At 62.4% G+C, this 20,772-nt stretch carries 16 protein-coding genes and 3 pseudogenes; 7 read left to right on the top strand and 12 right to left on the bottom strand.

Features of this window, described 5'->3' with window-relative positions:
- The first annotated feature begins 71 nt into the window (after positions 1 to 71).
- A complete protein-coding gene (locus KGA83_RS18680) occupies positions 72 to 512 on the top strand; it encodes a carboxymuconolactone decarboxylase family protein (protein ID WP_115947540.1) in 441 nt (146 codons plus the stop codon).
- A gap of 21 nt (positions 513 to 533) precedes the next feature.
- Here the strand turns inward: KGA83_RS18680 and KGA83_RS18675 are convergent, their stop codons facing one another.
- The 4 genes from KGA83_RS18675 to KGA83_RS18660 all read right to left on the bottom strand — a co-directional run bounded on the left by KGA83_RS18675 (position 534) and on the right by KGA83_RS18660 (position 5,504).
- On the bottom strand, positions 534 to 2,126 hold the full coding sequence (locus tag KGA83_RS18675; RefSeq protein WP_223530482.1) for a DHA2 family efflux MFS transporter permease subunit: 1,593 nt from the start codon (positions 2,124 to 2,126) through the stop codon (positions 534 to 536).
- Entirely contained in the window at positions 2,123 to 3,244 is a 1,122-nt protein-coding gene (locus KGA83_RS18670) for an HlyD family secretion protein (protein WP_108219469.1), read from the bottom strand. The genes KGA83_RS18675 and KGA83_RS18670 overlap by 4 nt, the downstream gene beginning before the upstream one ends.
- A gap of 299 nt (positions 3,245 to 3,543) precedes the next feature.
- Entirely contained in the window at positions 3,544 to 4,725 is a 1,182-nt protein-coding gene (locus KGA83_RS18665) for an acetyl-CoA C-acyltransferase family protein (RefSeq protein ID WP_108219471.1), read from the bottom strand.
- Positions 4,722 to 5,504, bottom strand: coding sequence for an enoyl-CoA hydratase-related protein (locus tag KGA83_RS18660; protein WP_223530481.1), 783 nt, complete (start codon positions 5,502 to 5,504; stop codon positions 4,722 to 4,724). Before KGA83_RS18660 ends, KGA83_RS18665 begins: the two co-directional genes overlap by 4 nt.
- A gap of 188 nt (positions 5,505 to 5,692) precedes the next feature.
- On the opposite strand from KGA83_RS18660, the pseudogene KGA83_RS30120 reads away from it, so the two are divergent.
- A pseudogene (locus KGA83_RS30120) lies at positions 5,693 to 5,761 on the top strand (hypothetical protein); the annotation flags it as partial.
- Positions 5,762 to 5,938: 177 nt separating this feature from the next.
- Here KGA83_RS30120 and KGA83_RS18650 read toward each other — a convergent pair.
- Positions 5,939 to 7,090: an MFS transporter gene (locus KGA83_RS18650; protein WP_115947543.1), complete on the bottom strand. Its 1,152-nt coding sequence runs from the start codon at positions 7,088 to 7,090 to the stop codon at positions 5,939 to 5,941.
- Positions 7,091 to 7,256: 166 nt separating this feature from the next.
- Here KGA83_RS18650 and KGA83_RS18645 point away from each other — a divergent pair, with 166 nt between their 5' ends.
- Positions 7,257 to 8,249, top strand: coding sequence for a diaminopimelate epimerase (locus KGA83_RS18645; RefSeq protein WP_108219183.1), 993 nt, complete (start codon positions 7,257 to 7,259; stop codon positions 8,247 to 8,249).
- Between the two features lie 109 nt (positions 8,250 to 8,358).
- On the opposite strand, the gene codA is transcribed toward KGA83_RS18645, so the two are convergent.
- The 4 genes from codA to KGA83_RS18625 all read right to left on the bottom strand — a co-directional run bounded on the left by codA (position 8,359) and on the right by KGA83_RS18625 (position 12,266).
- Positions 8,359 to 9,603, bottom strand: a complete 1,245-nt coding sequence (codA, locus tag KGA83_RS18640) for a cytosine deaminase (protein WP_108219184.1) — start codon at positions 9,601 to 9,603, stop codon at positions 8,359 to 8,361.
- Between the two features lie 122 nt (positions 9,604 to 9,725).
- Complete coding sequence (locus KGA83_RS18635) at positions 9,726 to 10,547, bottom strand: alpha/beta fold hydrolase (protein ID WP_108219185.1); 822 nt, start codon at positions 10,545 to 10,547, stop codon at positions 9,726 to 9,728.
- 208 nt (positions 10,548 to 10,755) lie between these two features.
- A complete protein-coding gene (gene queD / locus KGA83_RS18630) occupies positions 10,756 to 11,112 on the bottom strand; it encodes a 6-carboxytetrahydropterin synthase QueD (protein ID WP_008021670.1) in 357 nt (118 codons plus the stop codon).
- 74 nt (positions 11,113 to 11,186) lie between these two features.
- A complete protein-coding gene (locus tag KGA83_RS18625; protein ID WP_108219188.1) occupies positions 11,187 to 12,266 on the bottom strand; it encodes a hypothetical protein in 1,080 nt (359 codons plus the stop codon).
- A 225-nt stretch (positions 12,267 to 12,491) separates the two neighbouring features.
- Between KGA83_RS18625 and KGA83_RS18620 the strand changes: the two genes are divergently transcribed.
- Genes KGA83_RS18620 through KGA83_RS18610 form a run of 3 tightly spaced genes read left to right on the top strand, consistent with a single transcriptional unit; the run spans position 12,492 to position 14,797 of the window.
- A complete protein-coding gene (locus tag KGA83_RS18620) occupies positions 12,492 to 12,812 on the top strand; it encodes a PepSY domain-containing protein (RefSeq protein ID WP_108219189.1) in 321 nt (106 codons plus the stop codon).
- A 3-nt stretch (positions 12,813 to 12,815) separates the two neighbouring features.
- Positions 12,816 to 13,484 (top strand): response regulator transcription factor, encoded by a 669-nt coding sequence (locus tag KGA83_RS18615; protein ID WP_108219190.1) that lies wholly within the window; start codon positions 12,816 to 12,818, stop codon positions 13,482 to 13,484.
- Positions 13,481 to 14,797 carry a sensor histidine kinase gene (locus KGA83_RS18610; RefSeq protein ID WP_223530479.1) on the top strand — a complete coding sequence of 439 codons (1,317 nt, stop codon included), beginning with the start codon at positions 13,481 to 13,483 and terminating at the stop codon, positions 14,795 to 14,797. The genes KGA83_RS18615 and KGA83_RS18610 overlap by 4 nt, the downstream gene beginning before the upstream one ends.
- Before the next feature lie 120 nt (positions 14,798 to 14,917).
- Here the strand turns inward: KGA83_RS18610 and KGA83_RS18605 are convergent, their stop codons facing one another.
- From KGA83_RS18605 to KGA83_RS30110, 3 genes and pseudogenes are all read right to left on the bottom strand, one after another.
- Entirely contained in the window at positions 14,918 to 16,594 is a 1,677-nt protein-coding gene (locus tag KGA83_RS18605) for an MFS transporter (protein WP_115947548.1), read from the bottom strand.
- 306 nt (positions 16,595 to 16,900) lie between these two features.
- Positions 16,901 to 17,494 (bottom strand): annotated as a pseudogene (locus KGA83_RS30115) (methyl-accepting chemotaxis protein); the annotation flags it as partial.
- 264 nt (positions 17,495 to 17,758) lie between these two features.
- Positions 17,759 to 18,829 (bottom strand): annotated as a pseudogene (locus tag KGA83_RS30110) (HAMP domain-containing protein); the annotation flags it as partial.
- A 549-nt stretch (positions 18,830 to 19,378) separates the two neighbouring features.
- Here KGA83_RS30110 and KGA83_RS18595 point away from each other — a divergent pair.
- Positions 19,379 to 20,695 carry a Na+/H+ antiporter family protein gene (locus KGA83_RS18595; RefSeq protein WP_223530477.1) on the top strand — a complete coding sequence of 439 codons (1,317 nt, stop codon included), beginning with the start codon at positions 19,379 to 19,381 and terminating at the stop codon, positions 20,693 to 20,695.
- The last annotated feature ends 77 nt before the right edge of the window (positions 20,696 to 20,772 follow it).

The raw sequence follows: 20,772 nt of genomic DNA, 5'->3' as shown, positions 1-20,772 counted from the left end.
AAGATTGGCTATTTGTGTAAACCGGCCGCGGAACTAACGTAGCGACACACCCACTTGCCCTGGAGCACACCATGCAATCGCGTATCGATTTCTACACCGCGTCCCCTGATGCCCTCAAAGCGATGATCGCCCTGGAAACGGCGGTTTCGAAGCTGCCGCTGGAAAAAAACCTGATTGAACTGGTCAAACTGCGGGCTTCGCAGATCAATGGCTGCGCATTCTGCATCGATATGCACACCGCCGATGCCATCAAGGGCGGCGAAACCCCGCGTCGCCTGTTCGCCGTAACGGCGTGGCGCGAGGCACCGTTCTTCAGCGATCGCGAACGTGCCGCGCTGCTCTGGACCGAATCCCTGACCCAACTGAGCCTGACCCACGCGCCAGATGAAGACTACGAAGTGGTCAGCGCTCAGTTCACGCCCAAGGAAATGGTCGATCTGACCGTGGCGATCAGCACCATCAACAGTTGGAACCGTCTGGCCGTCGGTTTCCGCAAAACCCCTCAGGCCTGATGTCAAAAGGGGAGCCGAGGCTCAATGCGCATCGGCGCTCGGCGCGGCCGGTGGTTGCACCTTGCGCATCAAGGGCACCATCGCCGTGGCGATGACGAAGCACACTCCGATCATCAGAAATGCGTCGCCATAGGTTTGCGTCTGGGCTTCGCGGTAGGTCAGCAGCCATAGTTGATGCAGGCTGGCGGTGACCCCGGCGTCACCGCTCTGGCCGAGGGCGGCGAAGTTGTTGCCGACCTGGGACAGCCATTGGTTGAGCGCCTCGTTGGTGCTGTTGAGGTGCTCCGCCAGCCGGGTGAAATGCAGGTTGGTGCGGTCATTGAGAATGGTCGCACACGCGGCGATGCCGATAGCCCCGCCCAGGTTGCGCATCAGGTTGAACAACCCCGACGCATGTTTGAGCCGCGCCGGCGCCAGGCCACCGAGGGTCAGCGTCACCGCGGGCGGTACCGCCAGTTGCTGGGCAATCCCGCGCAAGGCTTGCGGCAGCATCAGTTCCCTGGCCCCCCAGTCATGGGTGATCGGGCTGAAATCCCACATCGACAAGGCGAACAGCCCCAGGCCGGTCATCATGATCCAGCGCAGATCGACGCGGTTGGCCAGAAAGGCATACAACGGAATCGCCATGATCTGGAACACCCCGGTGGAGAAAACCGCCAGACCAATGTCCAGCGCACCGTAGCCCCGCACCCGGCCGAGGAACAGCGGCGTGAGGTAAATGGTGGCGAACAGGCCGATGCCGGTGACGAACGAGAAGAAGCAGCCAAGGGCAAAGTTGCGATCCTTCAAGGCACGCAGATCGACGATCGGATTGGCCACGTGCAAGGTTCGGCCGATGAACGCCAGGCCGGCCAGGCCGCTGATCCACGCGGTGGTCAGGATCGTACGGTCGCTGAACCAGTTCCAGCGCGGCCCTTCTTCCAGGGTGTATTCCAGGCAGCCGAGGAACAGCGCCAGAAACACCATGCTCAAGTAATCCGCGCCCTTGAGCAGCGACAGTTCCGGCTGGTCGATTTTCACCAGCATCGGCACGGCCACGGCGACAAAGATGCCGGGGACCAGGTTGATGTAGAACAGCCAGTGCCAGGACGATATGTCAGTGATCCAGCCACCGATCACCGGCCCCAGGGTCGGTGCCAATGAGGCCACCGCGCCGATGGTCGCGGCGGCGATCACCCGTTGCTTGCCGGTGAAGAACACGAACGCGGTGGTAAACACCATCGGGATCATCGAGCCGCCCAGAAACCCTTGCAGGGCGCGGAAGGCGATCATGCTCTGGATGTTCCAGGCCGCGCCGCACAGCAGGCTGGTCAGGGTGAAGCCCACCGCCGACGCGCAAAACAGCCAGCGCGTCGAGAACACCCGGGACAGCCAGCCCGACAGCGGGATCACGATGATTTCGGCGATCAGGTAACTGGTTTGCACCCACGCGGTTTCGTCGGTGCCGGCAGAGAGCCCGCCGCCGATGTCACGCAACGAAGCCGAGACAATCTGGATATCCAGCAGCGCAATGAACATGCCGATGCACATGCTGGCAAAGGCGAAGACCTTGGTCGCCGTCGCCATGTTCGCGGCATTGAACGGTTGCGCCGGGGCGGCGAGGGCTTGGCTCATGGCGCGCTGGCCACGGCTGGCGCCTCAGGCTCCTTGCGCGTGTCCACTTCAGCGGTCACCGACAACCCCGGACGCAGGTGGCCGAGTACGCTGTCGGCCGGATCGAGGTGAATACGCACCGGCACCCGCTGCACGATCTTGGTGAAGTTGCCGGTGGCGTTTTCCGGTGGCAACACACTGAATTGCGAACCGCTGGCGGGGGCGAGGCTGTCCAGGTGACCGTGGAACGCCTGACCCGACAGCACGTCGGCATGGATCACCACCCGCTGCCCCGGCACCATGTGCGCCAGTTGGTCTTCCTTGAAGTTGGCATCGACCCACAATCCGCTGGACGGCACCACCGAGAGCAATTGCGAGCCAGCCTGGGCATAGGCGCCAACCCGGGCCCGGCGATTGCCGATCACTCCATCGACCGGCGCCTTCAGTTCGGTGTAGCCGACATTCAATTGCGCCAGGTCGCGCTCGGCCCTGGCCTGGATCAAGGCGGCCCGGGCCTGTTGTTTCTGGGTGTCGATCACATTCAACTGGCGCTGCGCGGCCAGCAGTTCAGCCTGGGCGCGGTTGCTTTGGGCCTGGGCCGTCTTGAACGTGGCGTTGGCCCGCTGGGCGCTTTCCACCGAGACGGCGTTGGTGGTCACCAGTTTTTTGTAGCGGGCATCGTCATCCCGGGAGCGGGTGGCCTCGGCGCCGGCAGCATCGATGCCGGCGCGGGCCTGGCCGATGACGGCCTGTTGCAGTTGCTCGGTGGCGTCGAGGTTGGCGAGCAGGGCTTCTTCGGCGGCCACCGCGCCTTCGGCCTTGGCCAGGTTGGCCCGGTAGTCGCGGGAATCGAGACGGATCAGCACGTCGCCGGCCTTGACCTTCTGGTTGTCGGCCACCAGCACTTCGTCGATGTAGCCCGCCACTTTCGGCCCGATCACCGTTACGTCGCCACCGATGTAGGCGTCGTCGGTTTCCTCGATGAAGCGGCCGGCACTCCACCAATGCACGCCATACACACCGGCCAGTACCAGTGCTGCGATCCCCACGGCGGGCAAGAGCAGGCGTTTGAGCAGGGGAGGTTTGGCGGCAGTCACCGGGGCAGCCAGGTCGTGTTCAACGGTGGACATGCTGGTCATGGAGGATTACCTGTTGGAGCGGAGGTTAATTATGATGCTCGTAATATGATGCATGTAATATTTTGTGGCAAATGCTTTTTGCTGCCGATCGTCAGGTCGTTTGATAAGTGGAAATGAAAGAAGATTTTGTGTGCGCTGGAGGACCCTGTGGGAGCGAGCCTGCTCGCGATAGCAGTGTGTCAGGCAACATCTTTGCCGACTGAACGGCCGCAATCGCGAGCAGGCTCGCTCCCACATAGAATCGGGAATGAAAAAGGCCGGTGATCTGCGCGATCACCGGCCTTTTTTGCAGCTATGGCTTAAACGCGTTCAAAAATCGCCGCAATCCCCTGACCACCACCGATGCACATGGTCACCAGCGCGTAACGGCCGCCGGTGCGGTGCAGTTCGTGGATGGCCTTGGTGGCGATGATTGCGCCGGTCGCGCCCACCGGGTGGCCCAGGGCGATGCCCGAACCGTTCGGGTTGACCTTGGCCGGGTCGAGGTCCAGTTCCTGGCTGACGGCGCAGGCCTGGGCGGCGAAGGCGATGTTGGCTTCGATCACGTCCAGGTCGGCGACGGTCAGGCCGGCGCGCTTGAGCGCCAGGCGGGTGGCCGGGATCGGGCCCAGGCCCATGAATTCCGGTTCGACGCCAGCGTGGGCGTAGCTGACCAGGCGGGCGAGGGGTTTCAGGTTGTTGGCCTGGACCGCATTGCCACTGGCCATGACCAGTGCCGCTGCACCGTCGTTGAGGCCCGAGGCGTTGCCGGCGGTGACCGAGCCGTCCTTCTTGAACGCAGGCTTCATCGCCGCCAGTTGTTCCAGGGACGTGGCGCGTGGATGCTCGTCGACGCTGAACAGTTTGACGCCTTTGCGATCCTGGATTTCCACGGTCGCGATCTGCTCGCTGAAGTAGCCGTTGGCAATCGCGTGGGCCGCGCGTTGCTGGTCTTCGAAAGCCAGGGCGTCCTGCATTTCGCGTGTGATGCCGTTGCGCGTGGCGACGTTCTCGGCGGTGATGCCCATGTGGATGCCATGGAAGGGGTCATGCAGGATGCCGAGCATGTAGTCGATGACCTGGGCGTTGCCCATGCGCGAACCCCAACGGGCGGCCGGCATCAGGTACGGACCGCGGCTCATGGATTCGGCACCGGCGCCGACGACGATGTCGGCATCGCCGAGCATCAGGGTCTGGGCGGCGTTGATGATCGCTTGCAGGCCTGAACCGCACAGGCGGTTGACGTTGTAGGCCGGGGTTTCCTTCGGGATGCCGGCGTTCATCGCCGCGACGCGGGAGATGTAGGCGTCGCGGGTTTCGGTCGGGATCACGTTGCCCATCACCAGATGGCCAACGAGCGCCGGGTCCACGGCGGCTCGCTCGAGGGCGGCTTTCACGGCAGTGGTCGCGAGGTCGGCCAGTGGCACGTCCTTGAGCGAACCGCCGAACGTACCGATGGCGGTACGGGCGGCGCTGACGACGTAGATTTCCGGAGTGTTCATGGCTGGTTTCCTTTCGGTGGATTCTTGTCTGTACTGCGATTGAGCAGGGCGTTCAAGGCGGCTTTCGCCTCGTCGGTGTTCAGGCGCTGAATGAACAGCGTGTTTTCTTCGCGCAGGGTCGCTTCCAGTTCGGCCAGGCAAGCCTGCTTCATCAATTGCCGGGACTGGCGCAAGGCTTGCTGGGGCATGGCCAGAAAGCGCTGGGCGATTTTTGTCGCCGCCGCCAGGCATTGCTCGCCGTCATCGAAGGCTTCGTTGGCCAGGCCCCAGGCCACCGCTTCGTTGCCGTCCAGGCCGTTGCCCAACAGCAGCAGGCTCGCGGCACGGGCATGGCCGAGCCGGCGGGGCAGCAACAGGCTGGCGCCGAACTCGGGGCACAGGCCGATATTGACGAACGGCATACGCAGCTTGGCGTTGCGGGTGACCAGCACCTGATCGCAATGCAGCAGCAAGGTGGTGCCGATGCCGATGGCCGCCCCGCAGACTGCCGCGACCAGCGGTTTTTGCAGGCGCGTGACGACCTTCATCAGGTGGAACGCCGGGGCGTCCAGATGCGTCGGCGGGTGTTGGAGGAAATCCACCAGGTCATTGCCGCTGGTAAAGCAGGTCGGGCCGCCAGTGATGATGACCACGCCGGTCTGCTCGTCTTCGTCGGCGGCCAGCAACATCTCGGCCAGTTGCGTGTACATGGCGTTGTTCAGTGCATTGAGCTTGTCCGGACGGTCGATGGTCAGCGTCAACACGCCATCGCGTTGCTCGTGTTTGATCAGGTCGGTCATCGCAGGCTCTGCAGGGTCGGTTCAGGGCTGCCACTTTAAGCGCCGGACAAACCCCGGATCTATGGCAAAACGGGTCAACTGCACTGCCGCTTTTTGCCATGCCGGCGAATCCACCGAATGCCCACGCCGCTCAGGTGGACGACAGCAATACGCTCCGGCTGTACAACCGGGCGGATTACATCGGTGAAAAATCCACGGCCAGCCAGATGAACATCTCGTCGGAAACCGTGCGCAAGAACCTGTACCTGAAGCTGTAGGTGGGGGTGCAGTCGGAGTTGTTTGCGCTGTTTATCGAGTGGTTGCGCAGGCATTGAAAGTCAAAAGATCGTCCGAACGCGGCCCGAGCCTTCGGCAGCTCCTACGGGTTTTGCGTACACCCGCAAAATGACGGTTGTACCGGACCCCTGTAGGAGCTGGCTTGCCAGCGAAGCTTTTCAGACCTTCAACACCTTCCCGCCAATCGCCACCGCCACCAGCAGCACCGCCATCAAGGCAAAGGCAAAACTCAGGCTGCTGCCATGGGCGATGAAGCCGATCACGGCCGGTCCCGCCAGAATGCCCGCATAACCCAGGGTGGTAATGGCCGGTACGGCGATGCTTTCGGGCATGACCGTCTGCTTGCCGACCGCGGTGTACAGGATCGGCACGATGTTCGAACAACCGGCCCCCAGCAGCGCATAACCCACCAGCGCCGCCTCCCAGCTCGGTGCGAACGTCGCCAGGAACAAGCCTGCGGCAGCCGTCAGCCCGCCGAACACCATCACCCGTGTCGCGCCCAACCGCCGTACGATTTTGTCACCGGTCAAACGCCCGGCAGTCATGGTCAAGGCAAACGCCGCATACCCGAGCCCCGCATACGCCGTGTCTATACCGCGTTCCTGCGCCAGGAACACTGCGCTCCAGTCCAGCGCCGCGCCTTCGGCGAGAAATACAATGAAGCACATGCCCCCGATGAACAGGACGATGCCATGGGGTACCGCAAACGCCGGCCCCGAACTCTCGCTGCCGTAGGGCAACAGGTGCGGCACGGCCTTGGCCAGCGCGATCAGCAACATCACGATCACCACCAGCGTGGCCCCCAGCGGGGAAATCCCCAGGCCAAGCAATCCGCTGACACCCGCCGCACCGACAATCCCACCCAGGCTGAACAGGCCATGGAAACCCGACATCATGTTTTTGCCGCTGGCGCGCTCGACGATCACGGCTTGCAGGTTGACCGTCGAATCCACCGTGCCCAGGCCCGCGCCGAACATGAACAGCGCCGCGATCAAGGCCGGAATCGATGACACCGTCGCCAGCAGCGGCAGGGCGGCACAGATCAGCAGGGTGCCGCCGGTCGTCACCCGCCGGCAGCCGAAACGCGTGGCCAGGATCCCGGCCAATGGCATCGCCAGGATCGAACCCACCCCCAGGCACAGCAGCAACAATCCCAGGGTGCCTTCATCCAGCCCGGCCCGGGCCTTGGCATAGGGCACCAGCGGCGCCCACGCGGCGATGCCGAACCCGGCGATGAAAAAGGCGATGCGCGTGGACATTTGTTCCAGGCGGCCTGGAACGAAGGTGGTTTGACTGTTGAGGCTGGTCATATCAATCCCTGGCAAAAAAACGTCACGTCCTCAACGGACAGTGATCGACCGGTGAGGGTTCGATCAGTGCCTGGAAAGTTTTACGGTCAAACAGGGCGACATCCTTGCACAGTGCCGCTGTTTTTCGCGATATGTTGAGCCATTCCAATGACACGCGGAGGGCGCCATGGCGCAGCGGTACGATGCACGGGGCAATATTTACATCGTGGTAGCGCCCGAAGAACTGCGCCGCCAGGGTATCGACCTGCCCGATCAGGCCAGCCAGGCAACGAAAACCCTCGAAGCCTGGGCGGTGGCCGCAATCGAGGCTTGCTGCAGCTGGGCCCCAGGCACTCGACCGTCCGGCAGCAAGGATCATCGCAGCGACGGTTTGCTGGTCGGACCGTTTCAGTCGTCGCCACCCTTTGATCTGTTGATCGTCAACACCGACGGTACCCTGGCCGAGCGCAGTGGCAACGGACTGACGATTTTTTCCCAGGCCCTCAGCGATCAAGGGCTGTTGCCGCAGAACGAAGCCTGTCTGCTCAGGGTTCATCACGACAAGGCTGATACGCCTTCGCCGGGGCAGACTTCAGTGAAAGCCGCAGAGGTAGATGGTGTGAAGGGTTTCTGGCTCGATCTGGGTCAGCCGGGATTCGGGCCGGCGGCGGTCAGTGCTCACGGGGTTGCAACGGCGATGTTCAACGGCCGCGAACTCAGCCACGTTAAACAGTTGTCGGCGCTCAATGGCGCCTGGTCGCGTAGCCAGTTCGCGCGGGTCGGTAATCCGCATTGCGTGACGCTGGTGGAAAACGCCGACGACTTGCCCGGCAATGAGCAGATGCGAGAACCGGGATTGTCTGAGGGGCTGACGCGAATCGCCTACGCGATGCCCACCGGGGCAGGGCAGCCCTGTGCGGCGGGGATCAATCTGCAATGGGCCACGCGCTTGTCCGAAGGGCACATCGCCGCGCGGGTATTCGAGCGCGGCGAGGGGCCGACGGCGTCTTCGGGGACCAGCGCCAGCGCGGTGGCCTGTGCGGCGTGGCGGGTAGGTTGGGTGACTGCCGGGGAAGTGAAGGTGACGATGCCGGGTGGCACGGCGCCGATCTTGCTGGAAGAGGAGATGGGGGAATTGAGTCGGGTCAGTCTGTTTGGTACGGCTCGAATGGTGGATTGACTTCGAAATAGCCATCGCGAGCAGGCTCGCTCCTACAGGTTTTATGTCGTTCACAAAACCTGTAGGAGCGAGCCTGCTCGCGATGGGGCCAGTCCGGTCAACGCAAATTTCAGCTCAGACCAGCAAACTCCACCACCGGCATCGTCCGCTTCATCAACACCTTGCCATTGCGTATCGAGTACAGCGGCAACCCCTGGCTGCGGATCACCTCGTAATCACTCTCTGCCGACAGAATCAGCAGATTCGCCGGCCGCCCACGTTCCAGGCCATAGCGATCGCCGAGGTTCATGGCTTTGGCGCTATTGTCCGTCACCAGGTCCAGCGCACTTTGCAGGTTGCGATAACCGAGCATGTGGCAGATGTGCAGCCCGGCTTCCAGCACCCGCAGAATATTGCCATTGCCCAGCGGATACCACGGATCGACGATCGAGTCCTGGCCGAAGCATACGTTCATGCCCGCTTCCAGCAACTCGTTGACCCGGGTCACGCCCCGGCGTTTCGGGAAACTGTCGAAGCGCCCTTGCAGGTGGATGCTCTCAGTGGGGCAGGAGACAAAGCTGATCCCCGAATGCCCGAGCAGGCGAAACAGCTTGGCGCAGTAGGCGTTGTCGTAGGAGCCCATGGCCGTGGTGTGACTGGCCGTCACCCGTGAACCCATGTCGCGGCAGCGGGCCTCTTCGGCGAGCACTTCGAGAAAGCGCGAATGCGGGTCGTCGGTTTCGTCGCAATGCACGTCCACCAGGCAGCCGCTGCGTTCGGCCAGGTCCATCAGGAACTTCACCGAGCTGACGCCCTGGTCGCGGGTGTATTCGAAATGCGGAATGCCGCCCACCACGTCCGCCCCCATGCGGATGGCTTCCTCCATCAGCTCACGACCATTGCGGTAGGACTCGATGCCTTCCTGGGGGAACGCGACGATTTGCATATCGACCAGATGCCGGCTTTCCTCGCGCACCTCGAGCATCGCCTTGAGCGCGGTCAGTTGCGGGTCGGTGACGTCTACGTGGGTGCGCACATGCTGGATGCCATGGGCGGCGAGGGCCTGAATGGTTTTCCTGGCCCGGACCTTGGTGTCCTCCAGGGTGATGGTCGCCTTGCGCTCGCCCCAGCACTCGATGCCTTCGAACAGCGTGCCGCTCATGTTCCAGCGCGGATCACCGGCGGTCAGGGTCGCGTCGAGGTGGATGTGCGGCTCGACGAAGGGCGGCACCACCAGATTGCCGCCAGCATCCAGATCGTCGGGGCCCAGGGTCGGGGCTTCGATCTGGCGGGTGATGCTGCTGATCAGGCCGTTTTTCAGGTACAACTCATGCAGGCCTTCCTGGTTGCGCAGACGGGCGTTGATGATGTGCATCGGGCGAGTCCTTTTGGCGAATCGTGTAGGCAATACCTCTACGTTAGCTCGGTGTCGGCAACTCTTGCCAGTGACATTGATCAGCGCAGTCCAAATGTGGGGATGGGGTTTGTTCAGGAATATTACTGCCGAGGCAAAAACCGCAGCAGCGCCGCGACTATGGCTTCGGGCGCGTCTTCCTGAACCAGATGACCGGCGTTGGGTATCGGATAAAACTGCGACCCTGGAATCATCCGGTGCAGCGCGCGCCCGCGTTCGATGGAAATCCACTGATCGTCTTCACCCCAGAGAATCTGCACCGGGCAGCGTATCGTCGGGTACAGCCCCTCAGCTTCACGGGTATAACGCTCGTCCATCTGCGCGATCTGCCGATAGAACGCCGCTTGCCCCGGCTCTCCCAGCCATGGCTGCACATAGGGGGCGAGTTCGGCATCGGGGATTTCGCGCTGGATGGCCCCGCGAATATAGGTCGGCACGATGGCGCGCTGGATGTAATCGGGCAGTCCGCTGAAGGCCGCTTCATGCTGACGCACATGCTGCACGAACGGCGAACCCCAGGGCGTCAGCGCCACCGGGTCGATCAGCGTCAGGCTGCGGTAATCCTTGCCGTTGAGCAGATGCGTGCGCAGGGCGGTGGCGCCACCGAAGTCGTGGGCCACCACGTCGGGGCGATCCAGGCCCCAATGTTCCAGCAACTGTGCCAGCAACTGGTTTTGCACGCCGAGCGAGACATCAGCGTCGGGTTGTGCCGACTGCCCATAGCCCAGCAGATCGAAGTAGTAGACGCGGTGAGTGGCCGTGAAATACGGTGCGATCCGGTGCCACACGCAAGAAGAAAAGGGCGTGCCATGCACCAACACCAGCGGCGGGCCGTCGCCGCGCACGGCGTAGCGCACCTGATGTCCGTTGAAGGCAAAGACCTGATCCAGCGGCCAGTCAGTCATGGGTTTGTCCTCTTGGCGGGGGAAGAGGCAAAAGCATAGGCATAAAAAAACAGCCGATGAAGGCTGTTCTTTATTTCCCTGACAAAACGCAGGTCCCTTGTAGGAGCGAGCCTGCTCGCGAAGAACGTCAACGATAACGCGTGGTATCTGGCAGTCCGCGGTGCTCTGGCGTCCATCGCGAGCAGGCTCGCTCCTACAGGGGGGGGCTTTATTCGCCGCGATAGATGCAACCGCTGGTGCAGGTCTCGTGGATACGGATCGCGCTCAGCTCTGGCAGCAGAGGCTTCAATTCCTGCCAGATAAACTTGGCCAAGACTTCACTGGTCGGGTTTTCCAGGCCAGGAATGTCGTTCAGGTAGTTGTGGTCCAGGCGCTCGTACAGCGGCTTGAAGATCTCCTTGATTTCCGAGAAGTCGCGGATCCAGCCGGTGTGCGGGTCGAGGTCGCCGCTCAGGTGGATCGCCACTTTGAACGAGTGACCGTGCAGGCGGCCGCATTTGTGGCCGTCCGGTACGTGGGGCAGGCGGTGGGCGGATTCGAAGGTAAATTCTTTGAAGATTTCCACAGTTTTTCAGCTCTGTTCAGGTGGCGTTCGCCGCAGCGATTCGGGCAGGTGGCGAGTTTACCAGTTTGTCCTGACTAAAGGGTCAGCAAGCGCTCGCCGAGGCGACCGTTGGCGGCCAGTTCGAGGAATTCGTCCCCCATGCGGCGGCTTTCATCCATGGTCGTGCGCCAGTATTTCTGCCGGCTCGGGGCGTCGCCCATGAAGCGCTTGAAGTCGTTGCGGTCCGGCAGTTTGCCGTAGGGCAGGCGCGCCAGGTAGTCCTTCGACGGCGCCAGCAGCAGCACGTTTTGCAAGCGTGCCGGGCAGGCGCGGCGCCATGGCAGGGTCTTGTCGAACCAGCCGGGAATCACCCGGTCGGTGAAGTGCGGGTAGAGCACAATGTCGTTGCCGCTGTAGGGCAGGTCCAGGTGGTAATCCAGCAGGCCGCCGTCGCGGAAGGTCCCGGTGCCGGCGCCCGGCAGGTCGCGCACCCCTTCCATCACCATCGGAATCGAGCCCGAGGCGAGCAAGGCCTGGCGCAAATTGCCGGCGTTGAGGGCGACGAAGCGCGACGGGAAGTCATTCAAGGCATTGACCGGCGGCGCCAGGCGCGGGTCGTGGATGATCAGGCGTTCGAAGTGCCGGGCCAGCCGCGCCCGGCCGCGCAGGTTGTCGGCGATGACCGAGGACAGACCCAGCCCGAGGCGGCCGCGATGATCGTCGGCCAGCAGGCCGTGGCTTTTGACCACCATGATGTTCAGGCGGTAATCACTGTTGCCGAGGATCGAGGCGTCGCGACCGTCGAGCAGCTCATTGAGCATGCGCCGGGAGCTCTGGCTGATCTGCGCCATGGTCACGCCCTTGGCGAAATTCTGCTCGGTGTACAGCTGCCCGAGACGCCGGATGCCCTCGGCGGCGTCCGGCAGACAGGCGCTGGCGAAGCGCCAGGAACCCACTGATGCACCAATCAGCGAGCGTTCCCGCGGTGCCGCCGGCAGCCACTCGCCGAACAGCGCCAGGTCCAGTCCCTGAATCCCCAGCGCCTTCGGACCGCCGGCCGCACCGGGCAAGGTGCCGACCTCGGCGGCGTTAAGGCCGTTGGCGCGAATGTGCGCACAGGCGCGCGGACCGGCCTTGAGGGTCAGGGAAGGGAACTTGATGTGGATGGCGGTCATACCGGTCTCGATGTGTGTAGGAGCTGCGGTGTCAGTGATGATGGCAATTCAGATTCAATTAAGTTCAGCGGGTTAAGGTGGCTCGCCTGGACCCCGACGCAACGCTGAGGTAGCGCGACGCTGATACCATAGTGGCTTTCGAGAAGCTCACACCACTGGCACCGACCGGGATCTGGAATCAGACGCTGTCAGCGGGCAGGTTCTCAAGAATCATCAGGATTGGTAATGAAGGTGTTTCTATTCAAGCGATGCACCGGCAGCTGGATAGCGCTGGTGCTTCTGGCTTTTTGCTCGGCAGTGATGGCCCGCGACCTGGATCAGGATGAAGCCCTGCGCCTGCGTCAACAGGGCGTGATCCTGCCGCTGGAGCAACTGTTGCAGCAGGCAATGGATCGCTACCCCGGCGCGAAACTGCTGGAAGCCGAGCTCGAAGAAAAACACGACGTCTACATTTATGAAGTCGAACTGCTGACCCCTGAAGGTGTGGTCCGCGAACTGGGCATCGACGCCACCACCGGCCGTTTACTCAAAGACAAGGAAGACTGATCCATGCGTTTGCTGCTGGTGGAAGACCATGTGCCCCTGGCCGACGAACTGCTGGCCGGCCTTGACCGCCAGGGTTATGCGGTGGACTGGCTGGCCGATGGTCGCGACGCGGTGCTTCAGGGCAGTACCGAACCTTATGACCTGATCGTCCTCGACCTCGGTTTGCCGGGCGTGCCGGGGCTGGAGGTGCTGGCGCAATGGCGCGCCACAGGGCTGGCCACGCCGGTGCTGATCCTGACCGCCCGTGGTTCCTGGGCCGAGCGCATCGAAGGCCTGAAGACCGGCGCCGATGATTACCTGACCAAACCCTTTCATCCCGAAGAGCTGTTTTTGCGCATCCAGGCGTTGCTGCGCCGCTCCCATGGCCAGGTCAACCAGCCAACGCTCCAGGCCGCCGGGCTGCACCTGGACGAAGGTCGGCAGTGCGTTGTCCGCGACGGTGCGGACATTCAGCTGACCGCCGCGGAGTTTCGCCTGTTGCGTTATTTCATGCTGCACCCCGAGCGGATCCTCTCCAAAAGCCACCTCGCCGAGCACCTCTACGACGGTGAAACCGAGCGCGATTCCAATGTGCTGGAAGTCCACGTCAACCATTTGCGCCGCAAGCTCGGCAAAAGTGTGATTGAAACCCGTCGCGGCCAGGGTTACCTGTTCGGCGGGCAAGCCCGGTGAGATCGATCCAGCGCCGCTTGAGCCTGGGCCTGATCAGCGTGATGGTGGTCGTTGGCCTGGTACTGGCGCAAACCAGCCTGTGGTTGTTCGAAATGAGTTTGCAGCGCTACCTCGAAGCCGGGTTGCGCAACGACAGCGAGAACCTGCTGGCGGCACTGGTGCGCGGGCCGCAGGGCTTGCAACTGGATGAACGACGCCTGTCACCGGCCTATCAGCGGCCGTTTTCCGGGCATTATTTCCGCATCGATCTCGCCGACGGCCATTGGCGTTCCCGTTCTTTATGGGATCAGGAATTGCCGGTGCTCGATCACACCGGCCTGCATGGCAACCTGCAACTGGGGCCGGAAGGGCAGCAGTTGCTGGTCCTGCGTTCGGACTATCGACGTTCGGGGGTGCCGATCTCCATCAGCGTCGCCGAGGATTACACGCCAATACGCGAAAGTTTCCGGCTTATGCAACAGCTCGGGTTGGGCCTCGGTTTGACCGGGTTGCTGCTGATCCTGCTGCTGCAACGGATCACCGTGCGCCGCGCCTTGCGCCCGCTGGAACAGGCGCGCGAACAAATCGCGCAGTTGCAACAGGGCCAGCGCTCGCAACTCGACGATCGGGTGCCGGTGGAACTGGAGCCGCTGGTGGCGCAGATCAACCACTTGCTGGCCCACACCGAAGACAGCCTCAAGCGCTCGCGCAATGCCCTGGGCAATCTCGGCCACGCGTTGAAAACGCCGCTGGCGGTGCTGTTGAGCCTGGCCTCGAGCGAACAGCTTGAGGCGCACCCGCAACTGCGCAAGACCCTCAAGGAACAACTGCAACAGGTCGAGCAACGACTCAATCGCGAACTCAATCGTGCGCGGTTGTCCGGCGATGCGCTGCCGGGCGCGCTGTTTGATTGCGATGCTGAACTCCCCGGACTGCTGGCAACCCTGAACATGATCCATGGCGAACACCTGGCGCTGAGCTACCGCGCACCGACCGGCCTGCAATTGCCCTGGGATCGTGAAGACCTGCTGGAACTGCTGGGCAACCTGCTGGACAACGCCTGCAAATGGGCGGATGCCGAGGTGCGGCTGAGTGTGGTCGAACGGGCGGAGGGGTTTGAACTGAGTGTGGAAGATGATGGGCCGGGCATTCCCGAAGAGCGTCGTGATCAGGTGTTCAGTCGGGGGACACGGCTGGACGAGCAAACCCAGGGGCATGGTTTGGGGCTGGGGATTGTGCGCGATATCGTCAATAGCTGGTGCGGGACGTTAGTGCTGCAGGAAAGCGAGTGGGGCGGGTTGAAAGTGCTGATCGAGTTGCCCAGGCGTATCTGAATCTACACCGCAAAACCTGTAGGAGTGAGCCTGCTCGCGATGGCGGAGTGTCAGTCGATGAAAATGTTGGCTGACACTCCGCCATCGCGAGCAGGCTCGCTCCTACAGGGACCGCGCCGGCTATGTGTGATGAATCTCCCGATCCTTGGTTTCCGGCATGAAGAAAATACCCAGCACAGCCGTCATCACCGCGATGATGATCGGATACCACAGCCCGTAGTAGATATCCCCAGTGGCCGCCACCATGGCGAACGCCACTGTCGGCAGGAAGCCACCGAACCAGCCATTGCCGATGTGATAGGGCAGCGACATCGAGGTGTAGCGGATGCGCGCCGGGAACAGTTCCACCAGCCAGGCGGCAATCGGCCCGTAGACCATGGTCACGTAGATCACCAGGATGGTCAGGAGCAGTAGCACCATCGGGTAGTTGGTCTTGGCCGGGTCGGCCTTCTCGGGGTAGCCGGCGTCCTTGAGGGCAGTGACGAGGTTGGCGGTAAAGGCGTCGTTCCTGGCCTTGAAGTCGGCGGCCGGCATGCCGGTGCCCTCGAAGCTCTCGATCACTTTCTCGCCAATGCGCACCTGCGCAACAGCGCCCGGCTCGGCGTTCATGTTCTTGTAGGGGATGGCCTTTTTAGCCAGCACGGTCTTGGCCAGGTCACAGGAACTGGTGAATTTGGCCTTGCCCACCGGGTCGAACTGGAACGAACACTGGCCGGGATTGGCGATGACCGTGACCGGATTCTTCTCCTGCGCAATGAACACGTCCGGGCTACCGTACTGGGTCAACGCATGGAAGATCGGGAAATAGGTCACGGCCGCCAGGATACAGCCGGCCATGATGATGCCTTTGCGTCCGATGCGGTCGGACAGGCTGCCGAAAATGACGAAGAACGGCGTACCGATCAGCAGCGAGCCGGCGATCAGAAAATTGGCGGTCTGCGGGTCGATCTTCAGCGTCTGCAGCAGGAAAAACAGCGCATAGAATTGCCCGGTGTACCAGACCACTGCTTGACCGGCGGTACCACCGAGCAGGGCCATGATCACGATCTTGAGGTTGTCCCAACGGGCGAAGGACTCGGTCAACGGTGCCTTGGAGGACTTGCCTTCAGCCTTCATTTTCATGAACACCGGTGATTCGCTCAGTTGCAGGCGGATGTACACCGAGATGATCAACAGCAGGATCGACAGCAGGAATGGAATCCGCCAGCCCCAGGCTTCGAAGGCTTCGGTGCCCAGAGCGGTGCGGCAGGCGAGGATCACCAGCAGTGAAAGAAACAGACCGAGGGTGGCGGTCGTCTGAATCCACGAGGTGAAGTAGCCTCGTTTGCCCTTGGGTGCGTGTTCGGCCACGTAGGTCGCTGCGCCGCCGTACTCACCGCCCAGCGCCAGGCCTTGCAGCAGGCGCAGGCTGATCAGAATGACCGGCGCGGCTACGCCGATGGTCGCGTAGCCGGGCAGCAAACCCACCACAGCCGTGGAAATACCCATGATCACGATGGTGATGAGGAAGGTGTGTTTGCGCCCGATCATGTCGCCCAACCGGCCGAACACGATGGCGCCGAAGGGCCGGACGGCGAAGCCGGCGGCGAAGGCGAGCAGGGCGAAGATGAAGGAAGTCGTTTCGTTGACGCCGGCAAAGAAGTGCTTGGCGATGATCGCCGCGAGGGAGCCGTACAGGTAGAAGTCATACCATTCGAACACGGTGCCCAGGGACGAGGCGAAGATGACCTTGCGCTCCTCCCGGGTGAGCCCGCGGTTGGGCGTGCTGCCCGTGGCTGTAGTGTCGATTGTTGCCATGAGTGTTCTCCGTCTTGCTCTTGTTGAAGGCCGGAGTTCCCACCAACAGTTACCCTACCCAGGCCCTGGGGCTGATGTCATCGGATTACGGGTCTTGCATAGAGGTTGACGCCACAAAATGCTGCAAGGTTCCTTGAAGCATAATCCGCTTGCGGCAGATATCCACTCGCCATCATTTTGTTGGGCTGCGCGCAGAAACAAATGTAGGAGCGAGCCTGCTCGCGATGACGGAGTGTCAGACACATTGATGTTGAATGTGTCACCGCCATCGCGAGCAGGCTCGCTCCTACAGGGGACTTGCCGGGTTCAGACGCGGAACTGATCCATCAAACTCTGCTGCTGGTTCGCCAGGCTGTTGAGCGACTGGCTGACCCGCGCCGATTCATTGGCCTGGCCCGACAGCGACTCGGTCACGTCGCGAATGGTCGCCACGTTGTTGTTGATCTCCTCGGCCACCGCGCTTTGCTCTTCGGCGGCACTGGCGATCTGCATGTTCATGTCGTTGATCACGGTCACCGCGTCGCCGATCTGGCGCAGTGCCGTCACGGCCTGGCCAACCTGCTCGACACTGCCCTGGGCCTGACGATGGCTGTTGTTCATCGAACCCACCACCTGCTGGGTGCCGTTTTGCAGTTGTTCGATCACCAGACGGGTTTCTTCCACGGACTCCTGGGTTCGCCGCGCCAGGTTGCGCACTTCATCGGCCACCACGGCAAAACCGCGTCCGGCCTCACCGGCACGGGCCGCTTCGATCGCGGCGTTGAGGGCCAGCAGGTTGGTTTGCTCGGCTATCGCACGGATCACTTCCAGTACCGTGCCGATCTTCTCGCTGTTGGCGGCCAGGCCTTCGACCTGGATCATGGCCGCGCTCATGTCGGCGGCGAGGTTGTCGATGCTGGCGGTGGTGCGGTCGATCACGGTCAGGCCCTGGCGGGTCGCCTGATCGGCATCCCGCGCGGCATGGGCCGCTTGCGCGGCGCTGCGGGCGACGTCCTGGGCGGTGGCGCTCATCTCGTGGGAGGCGGTCGCCACCTGATCCACCTGACGGTATTGCTGCTCCATGCCGGCGCTGGTCTGGGCGGCGATGGCGGACGACTGGTCAGCGGTGCTGCGGGCGTCCTGCACCGAGCGTTTCACTTCGGCAATGATCGGTTGCAGCTTGTCGAGGAAACGATTGAACCAGCCGGCCAGTTGGCCCAGCTCATCCTGCTTGTCGTAAGCCAGTCGGCGGGTCAGGTCACCTTCGCCGCTGGCGATGTCTTCGAGCATGTGTGCCACGCCGAGGATCGGTCGGGTGACGCTGCGGGCCATCAGCCACACCAGCACCAGGCCCAGCAGCGCGGCGAGTACCCCCAGACCGAGCTCGACCAGCGTACCGGTGGTATTGCTGTCATCGAGTTGCTTTTTCAGGGCTTCGGCGGGGCCGACCAGGACTTTCTCCGGCACGTCGAGCAACACGCCCCAGGATTTACCGCCGGGAATCGGCTGGAACGGTGCGAGCACTTTCAGTTGCTGCTGGCTGTGCAGGCTGGCGATTTTGCTGCTGGCGGCGAGCATGCGTAGCAGTTCGGCGCCGCTGGCCTTGTCCACGGCATCCAGGCGCTGGCTGAGTTTGCTGGCGTCCGGGCTGTAGCCGGCGAGCAGGCCGGCCGGGCTGATGATGCTGACGCTGGTCTGGCCGTCGTAGAGTTTCTTGCTCGCCCCCAGGCTGACTGCTTGCAGGCTGTTGAGGTTGATGTCGACCGACAGCGAGGCCATGACCTTGCCGTTGACCATCAGCGGGAAAACGATGCTGGTCATCAGCACGTTCTGACCGTCGATCTCATAGAAGTAGGGTTCGATCACGCACGGCTTGAGCGTGGTGCGCGGGCAGGTGAACCAGGCGTTGGCCGCTTCACCGCTGGGGCCGGCGCTGGTATCGGCCATGTCCTTTTCCGGCAGTGCCATCGACGTCACTTTGCCCGGCGTCGGCTGCGACCAGTAGAGGGCAAAACGGCCCTTGTCGTTGCTGCCAAGTTCCGCTTGCCCTGCGAACAGTTCGTCCTTGCCGTCCAGCCCGTTGGGTTCGAACACCAGGGACAGGCCGAGCAGTTCCGGGTTGGCTTGCAGGGCCGACTTGACCTGGCGGGTCAGGTCTTCGCGCAGGTCGAAGGCATCGAGAAAACGCTTCTCGGCCTGGTCGCGCAGGAACAGCACCTGCCGCGAGAAGCCGTGGCCGTACTGATAGGCGTCCATGAACTGCTGGCGAATCCCCAGCGCCTGGTTTTCGCCCTGGGACTCGATCCGCGCCTGGGCCGCTTCGGTCAGCATCTCCATGCTAGAGGCTTTCACCAGCCCGGAGCTGTGCTCCATGCGGTACAGCGAAAGACCCACCAGCAGGGTCACGATGCCCGCCAGGCACAACCCGGCCAGCAGGGTGATTTTCCATTGAATGGAAAGTTGTCTGAGTGGCATGGAGACGTCCTTATTCGATAAATATCTGAGACTTTGCCCTGTAGCGGCCGCGATCCGGCTTTCTTTATGCCGAGCCAATGAATATCGCCCCCCCCCCACACACGTAGGAGCTGCCGCAGGCTGCGATCTTTTGATCTTCAGCGCCATCAAGGGAATGAAAAGCAAAAGATCGCAGCCTGCGGCAGCTCCTACCGGGAATTGTGTTGGCTTTGACAAGGCGGCAGCGGTCCGGCAAAGTGCGCGCCCTCTAATAAGACCCATTCCTTTTATCCGCTGGCAGCTCACGCAGACTGCCGGCCGGACTCTTTTCGCTTGCCCAGAGGTATGACAATGAATGCAGTAATTGCCGCGGTCGGCATCATGCTGGTGCTCAGCCTGTCCCGCGTGCATGTGGTGATCGCGCTGATCGTCGGTGCGCTGGTCGGTGGTTTGACCGGCGGCCTGGGGATCGAAGCGACGCTCAAGGCTTTCAACAGTGGCCTCGGTGGCGGGGCGACGGTGGCGTTGTCCTACGCCTTGCTCGGGGCTTTCGCGGTGGCCATTGCCAAGTCCGGCATGGCCCATGCGCTGGCCGACAAGGCCCTGGCGATGGTCGATCGCCAGCACGCCAACGGCGGTGGCCAGGTCAAATGGCTGCTGATCGGCCTGCTCTGGGTCGTGGCCATTGCCTCGCAGAACATCCTGCCGATCCATATTGCGTTCATTCCGTTGCTGGTGCCGCCGCTTCTATATGTGCTGACCAGGCTGCAACTGGACCGTCGCCTGATCGCCTGTGTCATGACCTTCGGTTTGATCACACCCTACATGTTCCTGCCGGTGGGCTTCGGCAACATCTTCCTCAATGAGATCCTGCTGGCCAACGTCGCCCGCAGCGGTGTGGACATCAGCGGCATCAATGTGACCCACGCCATGGGCATTCCAGCCCTGGGCATGGTGGCAGGCCTGCTGATCGCGTTTGTCAGCTACCGCAAGAAGCGTGTCTACGACCTGGAAAAGATCGAACAGGTCGAGCAAGTGGCGGTGCAATACAACCCGCTGAGCCTGATGGTGGCCGGCGTGGCCATCGCGGTGGCATTCATCATTCAGTTGTTGCTGGATTCGATGATTATCGGTGCATTGGCCGGTTTCCTGATTTTCTCGGTGTCGGGCATCGTCAAATGGCGCGACACCGATGACCTGTTCACCGAAGGCATGAAAATGATGGCGATGATCGGCTTCATCATGATCGCAGCCTCAGGCTTTGCCGAAGTGATGAAGGCCACCGGTGAGGCGCAGACGCTGGTCGAGTCGTCGGCGGCGTACATCGATCACAGCAAGGGCATCGGCGCCTTGCTGATGCTGCTGGTGGGGTTGCTGGTGACCATGGGCATCGGCTCGTCGTTCTCCACCGTGCCGATTCTGGCGGCGATCTTCGTGCCGTTGTGCGTGCAACTGGGCTTCAGCCCGATTGCCATCGTGTGCATCGTCGGCACCGCCGGTGCCCTGGGCGACGCCGGTTCACCGGCTTCGGACTCGACCCTCGGCCCGACCTCCGGCCTGAACATCGACGGTCAGCACCATCACATCTGGGACACCGTGGTCCCGACCTTCCTGCACTACAACCTGCCGCTGCTGGCGTTTGGCTGGGTGGCGGCGATGGTGCTGTAACCCGAAACCCCTGTAGGAGCGAGCCTGCTCGCGATGGTGTGTCAGCCGACACCAAGGTAGCTGACACACCTTCGCGA

It is taken from the genome of Pseudomonas sp. GL-R-19 (genome assembly GCF_019956375.1).
In the GTDB taxonomy this organism is placed as follows: Bacteria; Pseudomonadota; Gammaproteobacteria; order Pseudomonadales; family Pseudomonadaceae; genus Aquipseudomonas.
The sequence above is the reverse complement of the archived record's forward strand: the minus strand, read 5'-3'. Positions and strand labels throughout refer to the sequence as shown.